The sequence below is a fragment of the [Rhizobium] kunmingense genome, assembly GCF_977018605.1.
In genome coordinates, this window is sequence record NZ_CDRNXG010000001.1 from 2764343 (window position 1) to 2785845 (window position 21503).

Consider the following 21503-nt stretch of genomic DNA (forward strand, 5'->3'; position numbering starts at 1 on the left):
GCGTGGCCAGCTCGAAGACCACGGCAAGGTTGTGATCCGATATGGGCCGGATGGATGGCCATTGTGATTGTGTTGCACATTTGCAACGAATGACGGGGGGTGTTGCAAAGTCGCAACATGCCCTGCCTAGGTAACGGCGTGGGTCATTCGCGCGCATTTTTCCAATTCAAAATATGACCCCTAGAGGGGCTAGGAGCTGAAAATGGCAAGGCCACGGACGCCGAAGGCGAAGGCCGCGGCAACCGGGCAGGCTGCCGTTCGGCGAAAGAAGTTTGAGGAACGGCAAGAGCCGGAAGTCGCAGAGGATCTTGGCGACCCGCCGCTGTGGATGCCTGAAAATCAACAGCAAGCATGGCGCGTCATCGCCACGGAGATCCCGTGGCTGAACAGCTCGCACCGTGCCCTGGTGGAAATTGCAAGTTACGTCCGCGGAAGGCTGATGGCCGGCGAGGACGTTGGCGTGCAGGCTTTGAACCTGTTGAGGCAGTGCCTAGGCCAGATGGGCGCGACACCGGCGGATGCATCGAAGGCGGGAGCTAAGCCTAGTGGCGAAGAAAAAGACCCTGCCGACCAGTACTTCACCTGATCCTGTCACGGATTACGCTGAGGCTGTGGTCCGTGGCGACATCGTCGCTGGGCCGCACGTCCGTAACGCTTGCCGTCGGCACATGGCCGACATGACGGACGGCCACAAGCGCGGTCTGATCTGGGATCTCGCGGCCGCAAACCGTTTTATCGGCTACTGCCGCGACGTGTTGCGCCTCAACGGCGGCCAGTTCGAAGGCAAGCCATTCATTCTGCAGCCCAGCCAGGCATTCGTCGCGGGCTCTATCTTTGGATGGAAGCGCACCAACGACGAAGGCAAGATCGTGCGTCGCTTTCGGCGCGCTTACATCGAGCAGGCAAAAGGGCAGGGCAAGTCGCCACTGGCCGGCGCGATCGGTCTTTATTGCATGACTGCAGACGGCGAGGCTGCCGCGGAAATATACGCCGCCGGCAAGGACAAGGCGCAGGCCTTCGTTCTCTTTCGCGACTCGGTCGCCATGTACGAGCAGTCGCCGGCCTTGAAGTCGAGGCTGACGCCGTCTGGAGGCAATCCGGTCTGGAACTTGGCCGACCTCAAGAGCCGGTCGTTCTATCGGCCGATTTCTCGCGAGCAGGCGCACAGTGGTCCTCGTCCTTACGTCGCGTTGTGCGACGAGATCCACGAGCACCCAGACGGCAAGACCCTTGAGATGCTCGAGCGCGGCTTCAAATTCCGCGACCAGCCTCTGTTGCTGATGATCACGAACTCCGGTTCGGATCGTAACAGCGTCTGCTGGGCCGAGCATCAGTGGGCAGTGCAGGTTGCGGCCGGCACCAGGACGCCTGACGACGACTTCACGTATGTCGGTGAGGTGCTGGGGCAGGCGGGCGAGGAATCGTTCTCCTACGTCTGCGCACTCGACAAAGGCGACGACCCGTTCACGGACCCGTCGTGCTGGATCAAGGCCAACCCGCTGCTCGGCGTCACGCTCAAGTACGAGTACATCGAAGGTGTCGTTGCCCAGGCGCGCGACATTCCATCGAAGCGGAACGGCATTCTCAGGCTGCACTTCTGCGTCTGGACGGAGGCGGACACTGCATGGATACCACGCCCGATCTTAGAGAAGGTGATGGCGGATTTCGATCCGTATGAGGAGCATGCTGGCAAGCTGATCAATGCAGCCGGACTCGACTTGTCCGGCGCCAAGGATTTGACCGCTGCTGCCTTCGTTGTGGAAACCGGCAGCAAGCGCGTGCTGCGCGCCGACGGCACCGAAGCCGACCTACCTACCTTCGACTTGTGGATCGAGGCCTTCACGCCTCGCGACACGATGGACGAGCGCGGCAAGGTGGACCACGTGCCTTACCGGTTGTGGTGGGAGCAGGGATACATCAACGCTCCTGAGGGGGCGCGTGTCCGATATGACCACGTGGCGGCTCTATTTGCCCGCCTGAGCGTCGAGCATGGCATCGGGATATTGGCGTACGACAAATACGTCTACGACAAGTTCCAGGAGGAGCTCGACAACTACGGGATCGAGCTCAACACGGTGATGCATCCACAGGGCGGCAAGAAGCGCGCCAAGCCAGATGACGAGAAAGTGCAGGCGGCGAAGGATGCCGGCTTGGATCCTCCTCTCGGGCTATGGATGCCAGGTTCCGTATCGGCACTCGAGACGCTCATTCTTGAGGAGCGCATCAGGCTCCGCCGATCACCGGTGTTGCTTGGTGCTCTAATGGGCGTCCATATCGAGACTGACCCTCTCATGGGCAATCAGTGGTTCTCGAAAAAGAAGTCGACTGTTCGTATTGACCCGGCGGTAGCCGCGGCGATGGCGGTTGGCGCAGCGCTGGACGGCATGGCTGAGCCAGGGCCTGATATCGGCGACTTCATCAACAACATGGTTATGGTGATCTAATGGGCCTCTTCGACAGATGGCGCGGAGTGCCCATCAAACTCACTGATGGCGAGTTCTGGCGTGGCTTCTTTGGCCTCGGCACGACGTCAGGCGAATGCGTGACGATCGAAAGCTCGTTGCAGCTCGATGCTGTGTGGGCTTGCGTCAATCTTATCCGCAACGCGGTCGTGATGCTGCCGTGCCTGGTCTACAAGGCTGACGGCGTGACCGTCGACAATGAATCAATCCTCTACGAGCTTCTGCATGACATGCCCAACATGGACGACACCGCGTCGGATTTCTGGGCAATGGCTGCACTTTGCCTCTGCCTAGATGGAAATTTCTTCGCCGAGAAGAAATTCAACGGCGAGAAGCTAGTCGCGCTCAATCCGCTGCCGCCCTTGGCGGTGAATGTCTGTCGCGACCGAAGCAACAACCGCTATTATGAGTTGACCGAGGACGGCAAGAAGCGCCGCATCCCAGAAAATAGGATGTTCCACGTCCGAGGGGCGACGCTCCCAGGCTGCGACCGTGGAATGTCTCCCATCGGCGTCGTGCGCAATGCCATCGGCAATGCTTTGGCGGGCGAGCGGGTGGCCGGCAAGATGTTCGCCAATGGCTTTCAGGTTGCGGGCGTTCTCTCGTCTGACCAGATTCTCAAGGCTGAGCAGCGCAAGCAGCTTGGCGACGTTCTAGGCCAGTTCGCCGGATCCGACCGGGCTGGCAAGATCGCTGTACTTGAGGCCGGTCTCAAATACCAGCAGCTGACGATCGATCCAAAAGATGCGCAAATGCTGGAGACGCGCCAATACAGTGTGGAGCAGATTTGCCGCATCTTCGGCGTGCCGCCGGTCATGATTGGCCACGCAGCTAATGGTACGACGACATGGGGCAGCGGCATTGAGCAGCTGATCCTGCAGTTCACCAAGACGTGCCTCGGGCCACTGGTAAAAAGCATCGAATCCGCGATTTACCGAGACCTTCTGGATAGTAAGACGCGCAAATCCGTGTTCGTAAAGTTTAGCATGGAAGGCATTCTGCGCGGTGATAGCTCCGCAAGGGCTGAATTCCTATCTAAGATGGTTCAGTCGGGCACTTACACCGTGAACGAGGCCCGCGCCTACGAAAACAAGGCGCCTGTCGCCGGTGGTGACCAGTCGATCGTCAACGGCACGATGACGCCACTCGACAAGCTCGGCCAAGAGCCGGTTGCGCAGCCTACAACGCCTGCAGCGCGCGCTGCGTAAGGACAAATCATGAAGTTCGAACACCTTATCTCGGCCTTTTTGGCCGAGCCTTGGGCGATTCAGCGCGAAAAACTCGGTGTTTTGGCCGATATTCTTGTCGCGCGCGCCGAAGGCGAGAAATTCGTTTCCACTGAGCTTGCGGCGTCGATTGACGACGCTCGATCCAAGGAAATCGCTGAAACCAACGGCAAAGTCGCGATTATCCCCGTTTATGGGGTTTTGGCGCAGAAAATGGACCTGTTTTCGGCGATGAGCGGCGGCACGTCCTACGCCGGCATCAAGCGGGCGCTCCATTCGGCGCTCGCGAACGACGACGTGAAGGCCGTTATTCTCGATGTCGACAGCCCCGGCGGCACCGTGCCTGGTACAGATGAGCTCGCAACGGAGATCCGTAAGCTTCGCGGTGGCGAAAAGCCGATTATCGCCCAGGTCAACAGCCTTGCAGCGAGCGCTGCTTACTGGGTCGCATCTTCGGCCGACGAAATTGTCGTCACGCCTTCCGGCCGCGCCGGTTCGATCGGCGTCTACACGGCTCACGACGATGTTTCCGCCGCTCTCGAGCAGCGTGGCATCAAGCGGACCTATATTTCTGCCGGCAAGCACAAGGTCGAAGGCAACGAGACCGAGCCGCTGAGCAAGGAAACGCTCGTGCATGTGCAGGATGGCGTCAATCGGTCCTATAACCGGTTCGTTGCAGCCGTCGCGGAGGGCCGCGGCACGACGGTCGGCAAGGTCGAAGACGGATACGGGCAGGGCAGGGTGTTTTACGCCGAGGCGCTGTTCGATCGCGGCATGGTCGACAGGATAGCCACGCTCGACGAGACGCTTGAGCGCTTTGGCGCCGATACGCAGCCGCCGTCGATCCGTCGCATCAAGTCAGCGAACGCCGCACGCGCCGAATCCGCCAGCATGTTGGCGGCAAAGATGGCAGCCGGCGAACCAATCACGAAACGCGAGTTCGAAAACGGCATCAGGGGACTGATGGGTTTGACGGGCTCTGAGGCAGAGCGGGCCGCTCGGCTCTACCTCAAGGATGGTCAGGGGGCTCCTGACGTCGATGCGGATGCTGCTGCTTTGGCAGCCCTAGACCGGCTTCTAGCCGAAGCAAAATCACCACTAATTCGATAAGGAGCCACCATGGCTGACAATCAACTTGCCGATAAGATCGGCGAGCTCGGTACTTCGCTTGCCTCCATCAAGGAGCAGGTCGGCAACCTAGCCACCGACTTCACTTCCAAGCTTTCCGCCAACGGCGAGGTTTCGGCCGAGCTGAAGGAAAAGACCGACAAGGCTCTGTCTGAACTCGGCGCCGTGACCACTCGCCTTGGCGACTTGGAAAAGCGTGCGGCTCGCGAGAAGGAAGATGGCGTCGACGAGCACAAGTCGCTCGGCGATCTCGTTCTGGATTCTGCTGAATACAAGGCCGGCATGCTCACCGGCGCCTCGCGCGGCTCGATCCGCGTCAAGGCCGACCGTGCTGCCATCACCTCCGCCAACACGACCGTCGGCGCGGGCCGTTCGCAGGGTACCTCGCTTGTACCTGGCGCTCGCGTCCCAGGTATCTTCGGCCTTCCGGAACGCCAGCTCACGATCCGCGACCTCGTCCTGCCCGGCCAGACTGCGTCGAGCTCGATCGAGTACGTCAAGGAAACCGGCTACACGAACAACGCCGCTCCGGTCGCTGAAACGACCGCGAAGCCGTATTCGGATCTGACGTTCGACATGACGTCCGCGCCGGTCCGCACGATCGCGCACCTCTTTAAGGCCTCCCGCCAGATTCTGGACGATGCTCCGGCGCTTCGCTCCTACATCGACGGCCGCGCCCGCTACGGTCTGCGCTTCGCCGAGGAGAGCCAGCTGCTGAACGGGTCTGGCACCGGCCAGAACATCCACGGCCTCGTGCCACAGGCGACTGCCTTCAATCCGGCCTTTGCTGCTGCCGACGAGACTGGCATCGACCGTCTGCGTCTGGCCGTCCTTCAGGTCGTCCTCGCCGAGTACCCGGCGACTGCCTTCGTTTTGAACCCAATCGACTGGGCGAAGATCGAGCTAACCAAGGATGCCGGCGGCAACTACATCATCGGCAATCCACAGGGCTCGCTCACGCCGACGCTCTGGAACCTTCCGGTTGTGTCGACGCAGGCCATGGCTGCAGGTGAGTTCCTCACCGGCGCATTCTCCTTCGCTGCTCAGATCTTCGACCGCATGGAAATCGAGGTTCTGCTGTCCAGCGAGAACGTCGACGACTTCGAGAAGAACATGTTCACGATCCGCGCCGAAGAGCGCCTCGCGTTCGCTGTGTTCCGTCCCGAATCCTTCGTCACCGGCGACGTCGAAGGCGCCTAATTGGTTCGGGGAGCTTCGGCTCCCCGTTTCCGAAAGGAGATCCCATGACTGATTATCTCGAAGTCAAAGCCATCCGTACCTTCGCGGTCGGCAAAGACTTGAAGACCAAGAAGAGTGACCCGTTCACGGTCGAGGCAGGTGAAGCGAAGCTGCTTGAGGCCCAAGGCCTCGTCACCATCGTCGGTGAAGCAGAGGCGCCTGTCGTCGAAGACGTCGAGCCACCGGTTATCTCGTCTGAGCGACCGAAGCGAAAGGCGAAGGCCGATGCTGTCAACGAAGGTTCGTAAGCGCCGCGTCGCCAGCTACATCGGGGCTGGCGTGGTAGTTGTCGACCCGCCGGATGAACCCACTCCCGAGGCGCGGCAGGCACCGGCAGAAAATCCCCCAGCCGACAGCGAGTAACTTATGGCACTCATCGATCTCGACACACTGAAGGCGCACCTGCGCGTGCTGCATTCCGATGAAGATGCCGAGATCGAACTCTATGGCGGCGCCGCTGAAGGTATCGTCGTCGAGTATCTCGACCGCATCGTCGTCGCAGCTGACGCAACGCTGCCTGCCGAGGGCGAGGAGGGTTACGACCCAAATGCCATCAAGGTGACGAAGCCGATAGTCGCCGCAATACTTCTCGTCGCTGGCGATCTCTACGAGGTGCGCGAAGCCGATCCGAAGCTGACTGGGGACGCAGTTCTGCCGCGTGCCGTGCGTGCGCTTCTAGCGCCGTACCGCGTCTGGCGGTCGCTGCCTGAGACCTGTTGATGTGGGTCCGCTTCACACGCCGCCACGTCTGGAAGGCCAGCGAAGCGACCAACGTCGCCTATCGACCTGACGGCGGCCCGCTCAAGGATGGCCGCTATTCTGTCACGCGCGAATGCGCCACCGATGCTGTTGCCAAGGGCGCGGCGGTCAAAGTCCCTACACCGAAGAGGCAGAGGTGATTAAACGAGAAACGTGGTTGTCGCAGATTGGCGGCACATGGATTGAGCATCCTGCCGCATGGTATGTTGCGCCGCTGCGATGGTTCGGTTCGTTCGGCCAGGTTGTGCTCGACGCGAAGATCGGTGCCGACCTCGGCTATTCCTGGCCGGAGGCAATTCGCTTCGCCTGGTCGATCTGGGGCTGGCAGACCGCAAGAGCATGAGCGCCGGCAAACGCCGGCAGGTCATGCTGATGCAGCGCCGCGAACTGGTTGATGACGGCTATGGCAACGAGCAGGCCGGCGACTTCGCCACCGTGTTCGAAACCACCGCGGAACTCATCCCGATGAAGGGCAGCGAGCCTGTCATCGCGGCCCGCCTGACCGGCACGCAACCTTATGTCGTCCGCATCCCAAGTTGCGCTGCGGCGCGCGAGGTCACGACGGCCTGGCGTATCGTCGACAAGCGCGATCCGCGCCGGGTCTTTAACGTCACGTCGGTTGCCGACATGGACCAGAAGAACCGGACCATCGATATTCTGGCGACACAGGGTGAAGCGGCATGATGACCGCACAGCTGCGTGGCCGCGAGGCGCTGATGCGCCGGCTTAATCAGCTGGCGCCGAACGTCGAGAAATACACGGCAGAGGCGAAGATCAAGGCGGCCGATCAGCTTGCCGACGAGATCCGCACTCGCGCGCCGACAGGCGCCACGCTCGAGTACATGGAAAGCATCGAGGGTGATCTGCTGTCGAGCCGACCTGCTCAAGAGCGCGTGAACATCACCGCCACCAAAGATCCTGGCGCGACCGGGATCTTCGCACGCTTCTATTGGCGCTTTCTGGAATTCGGGACTGCTCCGCACAGCACTGCCAAAGGCGGCGGCACGGTCGCTGGCAAGGCGCAGGCGGCGCAAGGGCAGGGGCAAATGCACCCGGGCACGGTCGCACAACCACATATCTTTCCGACATACCGCGCCTCTCGGCCGAAAATCCGGCGAATGATCCTCGCCGCTGTCAACAAGGCGGTGCGCGAAGCCCGCAAGGGGTAGCGATGTCCGCCGAACTTGAATTGCAGGGTGCGATCAACGCGCGTCTTCGCTCCGACGTGCCGCTTACGGCGCTCGTCAATAAGCGGGTCTATGACCAGCCGCCGACACCCGTCACCTATCCCTACGTGACGATCGGCGAGGCGCAAACGATTCGCGACGATGCCACATGTCTTCGAGCCGAGCAGGTCTTTTTGACGCTGCATGCGTGGTCTCAAGGCGTCGGATACCCGGAAGTGAAGCGGATCGCCGCTGCCGTCGAGGATAGCCTGCATCTCGCGCCCTTGGTCCTACCGACCAATCGCCTGGTTTCGATCATGCACCAACGGACGCGGATCTTCCGCGACGCCGACGGCCTGACCTCGCACGCGGTCATTGAGCTCGTCGCCAATACGGAAAAGCCGCTGGCTTAGCCGACCAACCACACCACATCAGGAGACCGCTATGGCAGAAGGCCAGCAGCTTGGCCGCCTGTTGCTGATTAAGATCGGCGACGGCGCAGACCCGGAAGTATTCATCAATCTTTGCGGTCTCAAGACCCGCAGTTTCAATATGTCGGCGACGGAGATCGATACTACGATCCCGAGCTGCACCAACCCCGGCGGCCCGGTCGTGAAGACCAGCCGGCCCGGCATTTCCAACCGAACCTTCACTGGTTCGGGCAACTTCGTTTCGAGTGTCGCCTCTAAGGCATTTCTCGACAAGGTCCGCGCATCGGAATCGTTCAATGCGCAGGTCATCGTCCCTGGCGATGGCACATACGAAGGCGAGTGGATGGTTACGGACTTTTCGTTCAGCGGTGATGTCGAGCCGAACATGGAATTCAGTGCCACGTTCGTCGCGTCCTCGGTTCCGACCTTCGAAGCGGAGGCGTAATCGATGGCTGTAGAGGAGAAGCCTTTCCCACTGGCGGTCAATGAAGCGCGTGGCGAAGTAGCCCTATGGGTCGGTGAGGTGCCATTGGTCATCGCGGCCGAGATGAAGCGCCTATCGGCACTTTCTAGCCGACTGCAGTGCAAATCGCTCAATGACCTATTCATCCGCCTTTCGGATGTTGAGGTTTCCGCCACCGTTGCTGCCATTGAGCTTCTGACAATCCGCGGCAAGCCGCTCGAGGCCATCGAAATTCTCGACCTAAGCCACTTCGGCGCCTGCCGCGTCGCGTTCATGGCCGTTCTTGCTCATCACTTCGATGAGGAAGACGAGGGAAACGTGGAAGCCGTCGACAAGGCGGCGTAGCGAAGGAAGATCCATTCCCTTGGCGGCAATGGATGCGTATTGGGATCGGCGGCCTCAAATGGAGGCCTGCCGATTTCTGGGCTGCGACGCTCACTGAGTTCTTTGAGGCAATCAACGGCCACAACGAAGCGCAGGGAGGCGAAGCTGAGCCGGAGGCTCCGAAGCAGAGTGAAATGGCTGCGCTGCTCGAAAAGTACGGTTAGCAGCCAGTGTTGCCGACGTAGATCTTGCGGCGGTCGATGATGTAGCGGAATGGCTTGAAGCCAGCGTAGCCTCCATAGGCATTCTTGGCATTCACCAGTCCGCAGATCGACCCCGCATCTCCATCGCGTGGCCGCAGCGACTTGAATTGCACAGCCAGAGGATCGGCAAATGTTGCCGATACATCCTCAACCATTGCCGCAACGGCGGTTTCATCGAGATTTTCAGCTGATTTGTCGACGATCGTTTGAGCGTTTGCGCTCGCGGCCGACAGCAACAGCAACACTACAGCGTATTTCACGACGCGCCCCATTCTAGCCCGCCATCGCGCGGGCTTCCTCATTTCTAGGATGCTCGCATGGCGGTCGACAATACCGATGACCTGATTATCAGCATTTCGACTGACCAGGCAACGCTCCGCCGATCGATCCGCCGCATTGAGGCTGACGTTGGCACGATGGCGAATGTCATCAAGCGCCAGTTTGATGCGGTCGGCAAGTCAGTTGACGCTTCTATGACGACATCGTTGCAGAACCGCATCAACGCCATGACGGGTGTCGGTACGAAAGCAGCGAAGGAGTGGACAGGCGCGCTTGCTGATCAGGGCAAAGAGCTTGAGCGCCTGCGCGCTCGCTATTCACCGCTGTTCAATGTGATGAACAATTACAAAAAGCAGCAGGCGGAAATCCGCACGCTGTATAGAAGCGGCACCATTGGTGCTGATGAATATGCGGCATCTATGTCGCGCGCACGTCAAGCTGCTTTGGCGGAAACCGCAGCTATCAAAGGTCGTAATGCAGCTGCGGCGGATACACCCGTGCAGCGCGGCATGTCTTCCGGCGGCCAGTCGTTCAACACTTCCAACCTGTCGGCGCAGGGCTTCGACATCGCCTCCACCGCGGCATTTATGCCTTGGTATATGGTCGCGTTGCAGCAAGGCCCGCAGGTTTCGGCCGTCTTCAACGATATCCGAGCAAGCGGTCAGGCAGTCGGACCTGCGGTGGCCGGCGCGTTTGCTCAGATAATCAATCCGGTATCGCTCGTCACAATCGGTGTCATCGGTGCTTCTGCGGCCTTGGTTCAGTATCTAGCCAGCGCCGACGACATAAAGTCAGCAGACGAAATCCTCAAAGGCCACGCCGAATCCATCGCGCTGCTCAAAGAGCGATACGGTGAGGCGGCGCAGGGCCTCCGCGAATACGTAAACGAAGGCATGTCCGGCACGGTCGTCGATATCCGCGATCGTCTCAAGGACGCTCGTGACGCGATCGTCGATGCGGCGGAAAACCGTAGTACCTATTCGACGTTCATCCAGCCATTCGTCGGCTCGACGGACGCCAAGACAGTTTCCGACTACCGTAACGCCTTCATCGAGTTGCGCGCGTCGATCCGCGAAGGCGAACCGGACCTCCTGAAGTTCCGTGATGCGATGGCTCGTATCGCAGATAATCCGGAAGTACCGGAGAAGGTGCGGGAGCTTGCGCGCGAAATGCGTGAGTTCGATCCAGAGATTGTCAAGGTTGCTCGTTCCATCCCCGGCATGGTCGATCAGCTTGATCTGATTGAGGGCACGGCAGATCGGCAGGCATTGGCCATCAGCCGACTGACAAAGTCGCTGCGGGAGCTCAATGAGATCGGCGTCGCTCCGCTGAGGGACATCGAAAAAGTCGAAGAAGCGTATCAGCGTGCGCGTTCCAATGCTTCGACGCGCGAAGATCGCGATGACGCAGATGCAGCCAGACGTGCCGCGTTGCGTCGATTGGATGACAATGATCCGACCGTCATCAATTCCGACGGCAACAGGACCAACGTCCCCATTCCTGGCCAGCGACCAGTCACGCTCGGCGACAAGCCCGACGGCGAGAGCAAAAAGGCCGAGACAGCCGCCCAGCGCGCCGCCATCGCCTACCGAGACCTGAAGAAGTCAGCCGACGATCGCATCTCCCAGATGCAGATGGAGGTCGCACTACTCGGCAAGTTTGGCGTAGAGGCTGATGCTGCGCGGTTCGCGCTAGATCTGCTACAGCAGTCCGAAGACAAAGGCCGGTCGCTTAGCGACGCGCAGCGCGGCGAGCTGCAACAGAAGGTGGAGCTCTACCGGCAGTATTCGGATCAGCTGGCCAAGGCCAAGCTTGCGCAGGATCTGCTAGAGCAACGCCGCTACAACTCGTTGTCGGCGCAAGATCAGCAGGTATTCTCGACGCTCCAGCAATACGGACTGTCGACCGATCTGAATAGCCAAGAGGCTGGCCAGATCCGGCAGTCGTTGCAGGATCAGCGTATTACTGATGCTGCGGATTCTTTCATTGACGACTTCACCGGCGCTCTTCTGAGTGGCGGCGATGACATCGGCAAGCGGCTTGGACAGACAATCCTTAGAGGATTGATGGAATCGTCGCAGGAACAGTTGTCGAACCTTCTCAAGCAACTGTTTCGCGCGGCATTCGGGTCGTCGTCTAGTTCTCCGGTCGGCGCTGCGTCGTCCATCTTCGGTGGCGGCGGTGGTTCATCGGGCGGCAAGAGTGCCGTCGATCTAGCCGGAGGTCTGCTGGGCAAGTCCGAGACTGCCAATCGCGGCCAGATCAACTCGTTCCTCAAGGCGGGCGGCGTCAACCTCGATGCGGCTCAGCAGGCGTGGTGCGCTGGCTTCGTCAATTCGTCTTTGGCGCAGATAGGTATCAAGGGCAGCGGATCATCGGTTGCCAACTCGTTCCAGAATTGGGGCTCTGCGGTCGATCCGTCAAGCGTCATGCGCGGCGACGTTCTGTTGCAGACCCGCGGCCTCGGCGCAGGCCAGACCGGCGGCCACGTTGGGTTCGCCACCGGCGCGACGCGTATGGCGGAAGGCCAGATGCAGCTGCAGATGCTTTCGGGCAACTCGAGCAACGCGGTATCCAATACTTGGGTTAACGCAACCGAGCTACAGGTAAAGCGCGCCACTGAGGCGGCATCCGCCTTGAGCAGCGTTGCCGACAGCTCGAAGATCGCCACGCAGGGGCTAGGGTCTCTCGGCCAAATGTCAGCGAACTTCTTCCCGGCCGCACCTTCTGCGCCAAGTGGCGGCGGTCTAGGTGGATTGTTCTCCGGCCTATTTGGGGGCGGACTTAGCGCTGCTCAAATTGCGAAATACACGCCGATGGTTGGTCTATTTTCCAACGGTGGCGATGTCCGTGGTCCTGGGACCGGCACAAGCGACAGCATCCCGGCCATGCTTTCCGACGGCGAGTTCGTCGTCAAGGCAAGCGCTACGCGGAAGCACCGCGCCCTCTTGCACGCCATCAACGGCGGCAGAGTGGGGCACTTTGCTGAAGGCGGCTTAGTCACTCGCGGCGCTCCGACGGCCCCCACGTTCCGCTCCGCGAGGTCTGCTTCCAACGACAACCGCCAGCCCGGCGTCATGGTCATCCAGATCGACGGCGCCAATGGTGACGAGCATGTCCGGCAGCTGGTCAAGCAGGGCGTCAATGACGGCCTCGGCCAGTACAATAAGGCTCAAGAGCGCGGCGGCTTCGGCCAAGTGCAAGGCCAGTTCAACAAGAGAAAGGGCTGACCTTGGCGGTTTACACAAACGTGCCGACGCTCGAGGCTAACTTCCTCGGGCCGGCTACGGTGTCGGTCGATGTGCTTGGTTCGTCCGTCTCCGGCGGCCGTAACGGGTTCGGTGAAAGCCAGACAATCGAGATGTCGGGTGGCGGCCTTCTGGCTGCCACCTATTCCGATTGCAAGCTCACCGAGCCGGAACAATACGAATACGTCAACATGCTTGGCGCACGGATGAATGGCGGGTTCCGCTACATCAACGTGCCAATCATCACGGACTGGTTTGGGCCTTTTCCGAAGAAACCAACGCTTCCCACGCCGATCATCGAGACAATTTTTCGCCCCGACGGCGTGCTGCTCAACGGCAGCACATATACCGAAGCGACGGTCTACGGCGAGATCACTGCTGCGGCCAGATTGAATGCCGGCATCATCAAGATGCGGGTCTACGGCTTGTCGCGGCCTCTGCGCTGGTCCGACTGGTTCTCGATCTATCACGAGACCAAGGGCTGGCGGGCCTACCGATACTGGGACGTACTTGACGTCACCGACGAGACCAACCCGGTCTATACGCTGGCGTTAAGCCCGCCGCTCCGTGAGGCAGTTACAGTCGGCACTCGGGTCGAGTTCGCCCGGCCGCGCTTCGTGGCGAAGTTCAAGGACGGCTTCACACTGCCCTCGGTCGTCGAGGCGTTCTTCGTGACCCAGCAGACCATTCAGTTTTCGGAGGCTTTCTGATGACGAGGGCAGAGATGACGCGGCACAACGCGCGCATTGTCCTCGCGAGTGTCCGAGGGAAGTCGAAGGCTGATCGGCACGAGATCCTCAATCTCCTACGGTTCGGCCCTCTCGCTCCTGTTTTGCGATGCCTGACATCGAACCTGCCTGCACGACAGGCATAATCACCAATTCAGCACGAGGTGCCCATGGCCTATGTGCCCGATAACGTCATTGAGGCGTTGCGCGGAAGCCATCAGCTTGGCCTTTTTCTGCGCATCGACACCGATCCGGCGTTGCATATCTGGTTCGGTGTCAACGACGTGCCGATCGGCTTTGACAGCATTGACCCTGCCGGCACGGTCTACCTCGGCGGCGGCCGACTTATTGGCCTGCCTTCGCTCGAAATCCTCATCAACGGCACGTCCGATGCGGTCGACTTCACATTAAGCGGAGTGGATCCAGCCACCGGCGCGAAGATGCTGGACAGCATCCCGCCTGTGCGCGGCAAGAAGGTGCAGATCGGCCTTACGACGCTGGATCAGTACCACCAGCCGATGAGCAGCATCATTCCGATTTGGACCGGCACGGCGTCGCACCCGAAGGAATCGGGATCGTACGGGCAAGGCGATGCCGGGGCCACGCTGGCACTCAGCCTTGCCGTTGTCTCCGGTGAGAACACGCGGTCGAGGCCGTCCCGGGCTTTGTGGTCCGACGCCATGCAGCGATCGCTTTATCCGACAGATGCCTTCTGCGATGGCGTTGCGCGCCTGGCTCGCGGCATCCAGCCCAAATGGCCGGTGTTCAAAGTTGAAGATTAACGAGTTTCTGGCGCGGCCCCGCGAGTTTCGCTGGGGCGGCGTCGATGGCGAGGACTGCATGACGTTTTGCGCGTCATGGATCGCCGAATTGACGGGCACTGACCCGGCGGCTGAATTCCGCGGCACCTATCACACCGAGTTCGGCGCTGGCCGGCTGATTGCCAGTCACGGCGGCCTTGTGCCGCTGACGGCGAGGCTGGTTGAGCCGCTCGGCTTCACGCGCACGACGGACCCGCAACCGGGCGACGTCGGCATCATCAAAGCAATTTCCGAAACCGACCGGCGTGCCGGCGAGATGGCTGCCATCCGCTACGGGCCGCTGTGGGCGACGATGTCGCTCGCGGGCGTGCGCGCCAAGAAGGTCGAGTTCGTGGCAGCGTGGAGAGCGCCCCTTGAGCCTCAAGGCCTTGTACGAGAACGTGCCGAGTGAGGCGCAGCACTATTTTCTGAACTACGCCGATCCGCACTTTCTGCACCGCACGACCGCCTTCTACGACCCGATCTTTACGCCGCTTTTCACGGCGGTTCTCGGGACCGGTGGATTCACCATTGGCGCCACCACCATCACCTACGCGTCGGTAGCGGCTGCAATCGCGACCACAGCACTTTCCATCGGCATCCAAGCGCTGCTCGCGCCGAAACCCCCCAAGCCTGAGGACGGCAAGGTTCCCCGCACGCAAGCCGTGCCTTATCGGCAGTGGGGCGTTGGGCGGAACCGCGTTGCCGGCTCGTTCATGCTTTGGGAATCGTACGGCAAGACGCTTTACGCAGTCCAAGCTATTGCGGGGCATCGCATTAAGTCGGTCAATCGGTTTTGGCTGCACGATGACGAAGTATCCGTGGCATCGGACGGCAGGGCAACAGGCGCGAATTACCGTGACAGGGTAAGTGTTTTTCACCGGACTGGCCTCGTTCCTGAGACTTCTTACTCCAGCATCGTCAACATACTCGGTGCTCAAGGCGTTTGGACCAATTCACACCGTGGAGACGGGCAGGCCTCCATTGCGATGGCCGCTACCAGCGACAAGGCGGAGCGGCAGCAAAAGACGTTCCCATACGGCCCGCCGCAGTTGTCGGTCGAGGCCGACATGGCGCTGTGCTGGGATTTCCGCGATCCACTTCAGGATCCGGAGGATGATAGCACATGGCAGTGGACGCGCAATTCCGCCGTCATCATGGCGTGGCATCAGTGCTTTAATGAGTTTGGACACCGGCGGGACTACCGGCGCGCGATCCTTCCGCTCCTTGATATGTGGCAGGAAGAGGCTGACGTCTGCGACGAACTAGTACCCCTCAAGGGCGGCGGCTTCGAGCGGCGTTACGAGTGCAACGGCTTCGACACCACAGAAAACGATCCGAAGGCCGCCACGAATGCCATCCTGGCATCGTGCGACGGCTGGATCTGCGAACGCGGTGACGGCGCGCTTCAGTTCATCGTCGGCAAGTTCCGCGAGAAGTACGTCACGACGCTGACGGATGCCGACATCACCGGTCACCAGATCGAATACGACGTCCTTTTCGAGGATGAGTGCAACAGGCTGGTGCCGAAGTTTACGTATCCCGAAATTGGCTACGCCACGTCGGACACGGATTTCTTCGAGGATGTCGATGCGCAGATCACCGCCGGCCGCGTGCTGGCGCAGGAAGCCATCTATCAGTGGGTGCAGCAGTGGCGGCAGGCTCGCCGCCTCGGCAAGCGCGACTGGTTGCGGCTGATGCAGAAAGTCAGCGGCACGCTCAATCTTCGGCTGTCCGGCATCAACTCGGTCTATAGCCGATGGGTCCGGATGAATACGCCGCTCGCCCTGCCGCGCCTGAACGGCAAGGTGGTCGAGAACCGGAAGTCTCTACTTTCCCTGATGCAGGGCGCATTCAGCATGGACATCATGCTGCATCCCGAGAACATCGACGCTTGGAACCCTGCCACCGACGAAGGCAAGATGCCGCCAGTCCCGCCTCGTGTGGCTCTTGCTGGCGTGGACGTGCCGGTTATCAATCTGGTGCAGGCCAAACCGCGCGGGGAGAGCGTCTACATCAGGGTCGTTATCATCGACCCCGAAGACGATTCGCTTATGCCGGTGGTACGCTATCGCGTCGCCAACGACGACGGCAATCCGGGCTCATGGGTCGAACAGCGCTTTCCGAATGCTTCTCCGTCAGGTGGCTTCATCAACATGAGCACCAACGTCGTGCCATCGAATACGCTGCTCGACGTGCAAGTTGCCTACATCGCATCCGATGGTGACTACGGTGATTGGTCCGTCACGGCGAACGTAACCTCGACTGTCGATCCTAACAGACCTGGTACTCCGACCAACATGTCGGCCGTAAATTCGGCGGGCACTGTGACGATTTCGGCTCGCGCGGCGAATGACAACACCCGCTACCTGATCTTCAAGCGTGGCACGAACTCTCAGACGTTCGCGCAAGCAGCGACAATTGGCATCTACAACGTATCACCGAACCAGACGATCAGCTTCGCGGATATGCCGGTCGCTGGCGCCTGGGAATACTGGTGCGGCGCTGAGAATAGCTCGGGCATTGCCTCGCTGGCGCAAGCCTCCGCGACCGTCACGGTCAGCTAATTTATTGGAGGATTAAAATGGCAAGCATAAAGCCAGTCACAACGAACGACCCTCAGGCAATTGCCAAGGTGAACGCCGCTATCATTGAAGCAAATAAGGTTGATCGAAAGGCCGAACAGTCGGACCTGAATAACGAGATCAAAAGCCGCGAAATGAATGAACTAGCTGAAGAGCAGGCTCGCATGAAGGCTGACACGGAGCGCCCCAAATTCGCGCAGGTCAGCCCGATCATCAGGCCGGGTGATGGGCCATCCTATTTCACCGCGTCGATCTTCGGTCGACCCGATGACTTGACACCAATCCCGGTAGAGCTTGCAAAGATGTCTCCCGACGGAATGGTTGTTGCAATTGAAGGCGCCGGACGCATAGCTCGCGTCTCTCCTTGGCGATTGGAACCCGCAAGGGTCGTCAACCTTCGGTTTGTGGTGCGGCGAACCGTGGACACCGAAGACCCCGCCAACGACGCTGTCCAGCTAGGAGTAGCATGGATGCGACCCGATTTCTCCGAAATTGGAATAGTCGAGCTCGCCAATCTTATCGATATATCTGTCGGCGATGGCCGGCTAGAATACAACTTTCGGGCCTCCATGGTGATCGCCGAAGACGTTGACGTCGCCCCGCCGTCCGGTGCGGTATACTTCCGTCCATTCGTTCGGTCCTTTGGATCGGGCGTGACGCATGTGGAGGTCATTGAAGTGACTGATGCGACAAATTCAGTAGCATGGTCACCTAACGTCGATCTGATGCGTCGCGAGATTGCGGGGCTGTCTGCTCAACTGCAATTCGCTCTTGACCGCCTGGAAGCTCTCGAAGCAACCGCTTAACCAAGGACATCGATATGGCGACCTTTACGGTTGCCGCTGGCACAGACTGGATCGACACAATAGTGCTCGGTTCTGTCAATGAACGCTGGCGGCTCGACGACTATGATATTTGGCTGCATGTGCGAAAGGCCGGCGATGCCAATGTGCTTCTCGATCTTAATTTAGCTAACGGAAAGCTTGTTGTTTCCGATCCCGTCGGGCGCCGTCTCGATGTGAATGTTGGGTGGCAAGAGATAGGGGACGTCTCTCCCGGGCCATTCGAATTTGACCTCCTCTTCCAGAACAAGACGACGCAGATCCGTTCTCGAAGCGGCACCCACATCCTTTCCATCACACCTGGCATTACTTTTTCGGAGGCTTAAATGGCTCGCTCACTCTCCAATCCTGTCCGCCTTGCTTCTCCTGAGAAGGGCGTCGACGGGCGCACCACGCTCGCCAAGGCACGCGCACCACTGATCACGGATGGGCGTATTGGCGACTTCTTTGTCGACATCCAATCCAAGAAGCTTTACGGCCCTAAAAATGCGGCTGGTTGGCCAGATAATGGGCTAATCAAGGGCGATGGCGGATGGTCGCCTGTGCTTGGTGTCGCCACAGACGGCATTCGTCGTGTCTACAGGGTAAATGACTGGCAGGGAGGTGAAGGGGCCAAGCCTGAGTTCGGACAGTATGTAGGTGCATCTGGCCTTGTCGACGCTATCTCTGATGCGGCGGATGTTCGTGGGCCGATGGGACCGGAGATGTCGGTTGATGGCCTAGACCAGGCTCAAGAACAGATTAGTGATAATACCGTCGTTGCTTCTGCCGAACCAGGGGATGATAACAAAAAGAGGGCCGCAGTCGAGGTATTTGACATTGGATCGGTGCTGCAGCGGCGAAGCGTCGCACATGCTCAAAACTCCGAGATTAGGGGCGCTATCAAAGCGGTACACACCCGCGTTTTCTCTGATGCGACCGGCAAAGGCGCGGCTAGCTATCATCGTGTAAGTTCGGAACCGGAAGTGCCGTCATCAGCTAAGTTCAGATCCTTAGATAGATGGACGGCTGATGGGCAACATGATAGCGCCAATGGCGGATGGTGGATAATCTCAAACGAGGTAGTCACGCCTGAAATGGTTGGCGCCTACGCTGACGGCGTGCATGACGACTTCGAAGCCGTACAGGCGACAGCCACGCTTAACAGGATCACCGAGTGGCAGGGTGATATTTCACAAACCGCTCCGATCTACGTCTCGGCGAACGGTAAAGTATCCGGACGAGGTGCGAATCGCACGAGGGTCAAGCGAACATTCGGTACACTTCCTGTTATTCGGGCCGATGTTGCTGGGGCTACTATCGAAGGTCTACATATTGATAACCAGGCCTCCGATGGATTCAGGTCTGGTCACGTCGTTCGTGTTACTTGTGACGATTTTTCGGGGCGAGATCTCACGCTAGAGAACTTCGGCCTCATGGCTGGAAGCACCGGCGGCGGGACCGGCGTCTTGGTCACGCCGGGCGTTGGACGTCCGAAGAGGCCGCGCCTCGAAAACATGAACATCTACGGAAATCCTCTGTCGCAGGCATCCATCGGCTGGCTCTACGATCAGACGGACTACGGTTTTGTGTCGCATGTGTACGCCGAAACAATCGTCGGTTCCGCTGGCGTTGGCTATGCGCACGAGCTGAAGAACAGCGCAAAGTGGAACAACCTTCACGCTCTCACGGCAAGGGCGTCTGAAGTTGCCTTTGCATGCGGCCAGGAGGGCGCAGGGCTAGGCGAGGGGGCTGCGTATAACGTCTTATTTGGTCTCCTGGCCGATGGCGTTGATATGGGCATCGCTCAAGGTTTCTCGATCGGCAACGTCACTGTCGGCTCTGTCATCAACGCTGATGGTCGACCGGGAGACGCGACGCGTTCCTATGCGCTTTCGCTTTACAATGCGCAGAAGGAAATCCACGCGGCTATCAATAACTTTGGTGCTGGTGCGAATGCTCGCGCAGTGACCATCTCGGGCGAGTCAACGCGAAACGTAGTGCAGATTGCAAATCACGCGGAAGCAACCGCAGCAGTCACGATCGCCGACGCGTCGAGAGGCAATGTTATCGATTTGCTTCACCCTGGTGAGCAGACGTCAATCCTCGATATTTTTACCGACACAAGTGGCGCACCCACACATGGCGCTGGTGCGAATGTCATATACAGCCAAGCCACCGGCGAGCAACTTGGTACCATGTCGGGCCGCTTCCGTTGGTATCTGGGCAATCCAGGCGCGGTGTTCCAGACATCGCACCGGTTCCAGATGGCCCGCGATGCAGACGCCATCCTCGCGTTCGGTACGCCATCTGCAAACGTGGCCGGCATCGCGCACGCTACCCCAGGTGGGACGATCAGCACATTCATTCACACCCCTGGCGCGACACGCGATCTCGACGCATGGACCATGAATGGGTGGGGCGTAGGCAACCGATTTGCTTGGAGCAGGGATGATTATTCCCCAACCACTACAAACGCAGTCTCTCTGGGCACATCTGCTCTTCGTTGGCTCAAGGGTTGGTTTGGAAATATCAGCCTGTTTCCAGCCAATTCCGTCACGCCAACGGTCAACGGCGAGGTGACGTTCCAGCTTACGACCAACACTCAGTTGACGTTCAAGGTGCGCGGAACCGATGGTACTGTGCGGTCAGGATCGATTACACTGTCCTAAAAAGCGCGCTCGTATCCGCTGCCTCCTTGGCGTAGCGATCCCAGATCGAATAGGCGAGTTCGTCTTTCTCCGTTTCCCAAGGGTTGTTCGAAGAGCCAACGAAATGGAGGAGCTTGATCTTTGTGGCGAGCTCCTCCTGTTTCTCTGGGGGTAAACGCTTTAGGTAGCCGGCGTTGAAATTGTAGAGGGGCGACAAAGGCACGAAGTCGATACCTCCACGCTCAACCCGACGGCGGATCAAAGCCTGTTCGTTCGGTTCAACAAGCTCGCTGGCAAGGTCGATAAGTTCGTCTCGGAAATCTTGCGTCATTGTTTTCCCAGAGAAGGTAAGGACGCCAGAATTCAAACGGGAACTTGTCGGCGGAGAAAGAGCGAACTCTAGAATGTTATGAGTAACCTCTTCCGCTGGCAGCGGCTTACCCTCGCGGCTTTTCAGGATGGTTTCGAAGAAGATCGGAGAGGCTCCGATCTCCGCGTCGACCTCAATCAGTTCGTCGACGTTCGAAAGGCAGACGATATCGGCGTCGATGAAGATGCCTCTTTTATACCCGTAGTCTTTGAAAATAAGCCACTTAAGATAAGTGTATGCGGGGATCCAATCGAGCTTGACGGACTCGTGGATTTTGCCTGCATTCACATTCGCGAACAATTCGATGTCAGACTGGCTGACCGGAACCTTTGTGTCAGCGATAAGATCAACGAGCGGATCCTCAAACACTTCATCCTCATCGGAGATCACGACGATTGGTAGGTCGACAAGCGTTTGATGCTTGATTAGGCTGTAAATCAGAACGCGGAAGCCGGGGAGAAACCGGGCGTTTAGGTTGAAAAACAGCGCGGTATCACTGCGGCCGCTTGGGATGGTTCGATCGATTGCGGCGACTGCGCTGCGGATAGCCATTTGTGATC

At 59.4% G+C, this 21503-nt stretch carries 24 protein-coding genes and 1 pseudogene; 23 read left to right on the forward strand and 2 right to left on the reverse strand.

Going from position 1 to position 21503, the window contains the following annotated elements:
- Positions 1-202 precede the first annotated feature (202 nt).
- The 15 genes and pseudogenes from AC0JZ4_RS13250 to AC0JZ4_RS13320 all read left to right on the forward strand — a co-directional run.
- Positions 203-586 (forward strand): hypothetical protein, encoded by a 384-nt coding sequence (locus tag AC0JZ4_RS13250; RefSeq protein WP_471886831.1) that lies wholly within the window; start codon positions 203-205, stop codon positions 584-586.
- Complete coding sequence (locus tag AC0JZ4_RS13255; protein ID WP_471886832.1) at positions 546-2444, forward strand: terminase large subunit; 1899 nt, start codon at positions 546-548, stop codon at positions 2442-2444. Before AC0JZ4_RS13250 ends, AC0JZ4_RS13255 begins: the two co-directional genes overlap by 41 nt.
- Positions 2444-3670: a phage portal protein gene (locus AC0JZ4_RS13260; RefSeq protein ID WP_471886833.1), complete on the forward strand. Its 1227-nt coding sequence runs from the start codon at positions 2444-2446 to the stop codon at positions 3668-3670. The genes AC0JZ4_RS13255 and AC0JZ4_RS13260 overlap by 1 nt, the downstream gene beginning before the upstream one ends.
- Before the next feature lie 9 nt (positions 3671-3679).
- A complete protein-coding gene (locus tag AC0JZ4_RS13265) occupies positions 3680-4798 on the forward strand; it encodes a S49 family peptidase (RefSeq protein ID WP_471886834.1) in 1119 nt (372 codons plus the stop codon).
- A 9-nt stretch (positions 4799-4807) separates the two neighbouring features.
- Entirely contained in the window at positions 4808-6016 is a 1209-nt protein-coding gene (locus tag AC0JZ4_RS13270; RefSeq protein WP_471886835.1) for a phage major capsid protein, read from the forward strand.
- Between the two features lie 44 nt (positions 6017-6060).
- Positions 6061-6303 carry a hypothetical protein gene (locus AC0JZ4_RS13275; RefSeq protein WP_471886836.1) on the forward strand — a complete coding sequence of 81 codons (243 nt, stop codon included), beginning with the start codon at positions 6061-6063 and terminating at the stop codon, positions 6301-6303.
- Between the two features lie 118 nt (positions 6304-6421).
- Positions 6422-6775, forward strand: coding sequence for a head-tail connector protein (locus AC0JZ4_RS13280; protein WP_471886837.1), 354 nt, complete (start codon positions 6422-6424; stop codon positions 6773-6775).
- Positions 6775-6954, forward strand: coding sequence for a hypothetical protein (locus tag AC0JZ4_RS13285; protein ID WP_471886838.1), 180 nt, complete (start codon positions 6775-6777; stop codon positions 6952-6954). Before AC0JZ4_RS13280 ends, AC0JZ4_RS13285 begins: the two co-directional genes overlap by 1 nt.
- Before the next feature lie 17 nt (positions 6955-6971).
- The gene (locus tag AC0JZ4_RS13290) at positions 6972-7157 is read left to right on the forward strand and encodes a hypothetical protein (protein ID WP_471886839.1); all 186 of its coding nucleotides are present in this window, start codon (positions 6972-6974) and stop codon (positions 7155-7157) included.
- Complete coding sequence (locus AC0JZ4_RS13295; RefSeq protein WP_471886840.1) at positions 7154-7498, forward strand: head-tail adaptor protein; 345 nt, start codon at positions 7154-7156, stop codon at positions 7496-7498. Before AC0JZ4_RS13290 ends, AC0JZ4_RS13295 begins: the two co-directional genes overlap by 4 nt.
- A complete protein-coding gene (locus AC0JZ4_RS13300) occupies positions 7495-7983 on the forward strand; it encodes an HK97-gp10 family putative phage morphogenesis protein (protein ID WP_471886841.1) in 489 nt (162 codons plus the stop codon). Before AC0JZ4_RS13295 ends, AC0JZ4_RS13300 begins: the two co-directional genes overlap by 4 nt.
- A gap of 2 nt (positions 7984-7985) precedes the next feature.
- A complete protein-coding gene (locus AC0JZ4_RS13305) occupies positions 7986-8393 on the forward strand; it encodes a DUF3168 domain-containing protein (protein WP_471886842.1) in 408 nt (135 codons plus the stop codon).
- A gap of 31 nt (positions 8394-8424) precedes the next feature.
- Positions 8425-8856: a phage tail tube protein gene (locus tag AC0JZ4_RS13310; RefSeq protein WP_471886843.1), complete on the forward strand. Its 432-nt coding sequence runs from the start codon at positions 8425-8427 to the stop codon at positions 8854-8856.
- 3 nt (positions 8857-8859) lie between these two features.
- Positions 8860-9219, forward strand: coding sequence for a hypothetical protein (locus tag AC0JZ4_RS13315; protein WP_471886844.1), 360 nt, complete (start codon positions 8860-8862; stop codon positions 9217-9219).
- A 26-nt stretch (positions 9220-9245) separates the two neighbouring features.
- Positions 9246-9422, forward strand: a pseudogene (locus AC0JZ4_RS13320) (phage tail assembly chaperone); the annotation flags it as partial.
- On the opposite strand, the gene AC0JZ4_RS13325 reads toward AC0JZ4_RS13320, so the two are convergent.
- The gene (locus AC0JZ4_RS13325) at positions 9419-9733 is read right to left on the reverse strand and encodes a hypothetical protein (protein WP_471886845.1); all 315 of its coding nucleotides are present in this window, start codon (positions 9731-9733) and stop codon (positions 9419-9421) included. The pseudogene AC0JZ4_RS13320 and the gene AC0JZ4_RS13325 sit on opposite strands and share 4 nt — an antisense overlap.
- A gap of 45 nt (positions 9734-9778) precedes the next feature.
- Between AC0JZ4_RS13325 and AC0JZ4_RS13330 the strand changes: the two genes are divergently transcribed.
- The 8 genes from AC0JZ4_RS13330 (at position 9779) to AC0JZ4_RS13365 (ending at position 20594) form a co-directional block, all read left to right on the forward strand.
- Positions 9779-12970, forward strand: coding sequence for a hypothetical protein (locus AC0JZ4_RS13330; RefSeq protein ID WP_471886846.1), 3192 nt, complete (start codon positions 9779-9781; stop codon positions 12968-12970).
- A 2-nt stretch (positions 12971-12972) separates the two neighbouring features.
- Positions 12973-13698 (forward strand): hypothetical protein, encoded by a 726-nt coding sequence (locus AC0JZ4_RS13335; RefSeq protein ID WP_471886847.1) that lies wholly within the window; start codon positions 12973-12975, stop codon positions 13696-13698.
- Positions 13699-13886: 188 nt separating this feature from the next.
- A complete protein-coding gene (locus tag AC0JZ4_RS13340) occupies positions 13887-14498 on the forward strand; it encodes a hypothetical protein (protein ID WP_471886848.1) in 612 nt (203 codons plus the stop codon).
- Entirely contained in the window at positions 14488-14928 is a 441-nt protein-coding gene (locus AC0JZ4_RS13345; RefSeq protein WP_471886849.1) for a DUF6950 family protein, read from the forward strand. The genes AC0JZ4_RS13340 and AC0JZ4_RS13345 overlap by 11 nt, the downstream gene beginning before the upstream one ends.
- The gene (locus tag AC0JZ4_RS13350; RefSeq protein ID WP_471886850.1) at positions 14891-17083 is read left to right on the forward strand and encodes a phage tail protein; all 2193 of its coding nucleotides are present in this window, start codon (positions 14891-14893) and stop codon (positions 17081-17083) included. The genes AC0JZ4_RS13345 and AC0JZ4_RS13350 overlap by 38 nt, the downstream gene beginning before the upstream one ends.
- A gap of 17 nt (positions 17084-17100) precedes the next feature.
- Entirely contained in the window at positions 17101-17907 is an 807-nt protein-coding gene (locus AC0JZ4_RS13355; protein ID WP_471886851.1) for a hypothetical protein, read from the forward strand.
- Positions 17908-17921: 14 nt separating this feature from the next.
- Entirely contained in the window at positions 17922-18269 is a 348-nt protein-coding gene (locus tag AC0JZ4_RS13360; RefSeq protein WP_471886852.1) for a hypothetical protein, read from the forward strand.
- Positions 18270-20594, forward strand: a complete 2325-nt coding sequence (locus tag AC0JZ4_RS13365) for a hypothetical protein (protein ID WP_471886853.1) — start codon at positions 18270-18272, stop codon at positions 20592-20594.
- Here the strand turns inward: AC0JZ4_RS13365 and AC0JZ4_RS13370 are convergent.
- Entirely contained in the window at positions 20581-21495 is a 915-nt protein-coding gene (locus tag AC0JZ4_RS13370; protein ID WP_471886854.1) for a glycosyltransferase, read from the reverse strand. The two genes, AC0JZ4_RS13365 and AC0JZ4_RS13370, sit on opposite strands and share 14 nt — an antisense overlap.
- Between the last annotated feature and the right edge of the window lie 8 nt (positions 21496-21503).

Excerpts from the sequence above, each read along its gene's own strand:
- AC0JZ4_RS13260 (WP_471886833.1), top strand. The coding sequence starts at position 2,444 with ATGGGCCTCTTCGACAGATGGCGCGGAGTGCCCATCAAACTCACTGAT.
- AC0JZ4_RS13315 (WP_471886844.1), top strand. The coding sequence starts at position 8,860 with ATGGCTGTAGAGGAGAAGCCTTTCCCACTGGCGGTCAATGAAGCGCGT.
- AC0JZ4_RS13305 (WP_471886842.1), top strand. The coding sequence starts at position 7,986 with ATGTCCGCCGAACTTGAATTGCAGGGTGCGATCAACGCGCGTCTTCGC.
- AC0JZ4_RS13370 (WP_471886854.1), bottom strand. The coding sequence starts at position 21,495 with ATGGCTATCCGCAGCGCAGTCGCCGCAATCGATCGAACCATCCCAAGC.
- AC0JZ4_RS13365 (WP_471886853.1), top strand. The coding sequence starts at position 18,270 with ATGGCTCGCTCACTCTCCAATCCTGTCCGCCTTGCTTCTCCTGAGAAG.
- AC0JZ4_RS13300 (WP_471886841.1), top strand. The coding sequence starts at position 7,495 with ATGATGACCGCACAGCTGCGTGGCCGCGAGGCGCTGATGCGCCGGCTT.
- AC0JZ4_RS13360 (WP_471886852.1), top strand. The coding sequence starts at position 17,922 with ATGGCGACCTTTACGGTTGCCGCTGGCACAGACTGGATCGACACAATA.
- AC0JZ4_RS13340 (WP_471886848.1), top strand. The coding sequence starts at position 13,887 with ATGGCCTATGTGCCCGATAACGTCATTGAGGCGTTGCGCGGAAGCCAT.
- AC0JZ4_RS13310 (WP_471886843.1), top strand. The coding sequence starts at position 8,425 with ATGGCAGAAGGCCAGCAGCTTGGCCGCCTGTTGCTGATTAAGATCGGC.
- AC0JZ4_RS13285 (WP_471886838.1), top strand. The coding sequence starts at position 6,775 with ATGTGGGTCCGCTTCACACGCCGCCACGTCTGGAAGGCCAGCGAAGCG.
- AC0JZ4_RS13250 (WP_471886831.1), top strand. The coding sequence starts at position 203 with ATGGCAAGGCCACGGACGCCGAAGGCGAAGGCCGCGGCAACCGGGCAG.
- AC0JZ4_RS13270 (WP_471886835.1), top strand. The coding sequence starts at position 4,808 with ATGGCTGACAATCAACTTGCCGATAAGATCGGCGAGCTCGGTACTTCG.
- AC0JZ4_RS13330 (WP_471886846.1), top strand. The coding sequence starts at position 9,779 with ATGGCGGTCGACAATACCGATGACCTGATTATCAGCATTTCGACTGAC.
- AC0JZ4_RS13295 (WP_471886840.1), top strand. The coding sequence starts at position 7,154 with ATGAGCGCCGGCAAACGCCGGCAGGTCATGCTGATGCAGCGCCGCGAA.
- AC0JZ4_RS13275 (WP_471886836.1), top strand. The coding sequence starts at position 6,061 with ATGACTGATTATCTCGAAGTCAAAGCCATCCGTACCTTCGCGGTCGGC.
- AC0JZ4_RS13355 (WP_471886851.1), top strand. The coding sequence starts at position 17,101 with ATGGCAAGCATAAAGCCAGTCACAACGAACGACCCTCAGGCAATTGCC.
- AC0JZ4_RS13265 (WP_471886834.1), top strand. The coding sequence starts at position 3,680 with ATGAAGTTCGAACACCTTATCTCGGCCTTTTTGGCCGAGCCTTGGGCG.
- AC0JZ4_RS13325 (WP_471886845.1), bottom strand. The coding sequence starts at position 9,733 with ATGGGGCGCGTCGTGAAATACGCTGTAGTGTTGCTGTTGCTGTCGGCC.
- AC0JZ4_RS13280 (WP_471886837.1), top strand. The coding sequence starts at position 6,422 with ATGGCACTCATCGATCTCGACACACTGAAGGCGCACCTGCGCGTGCTG.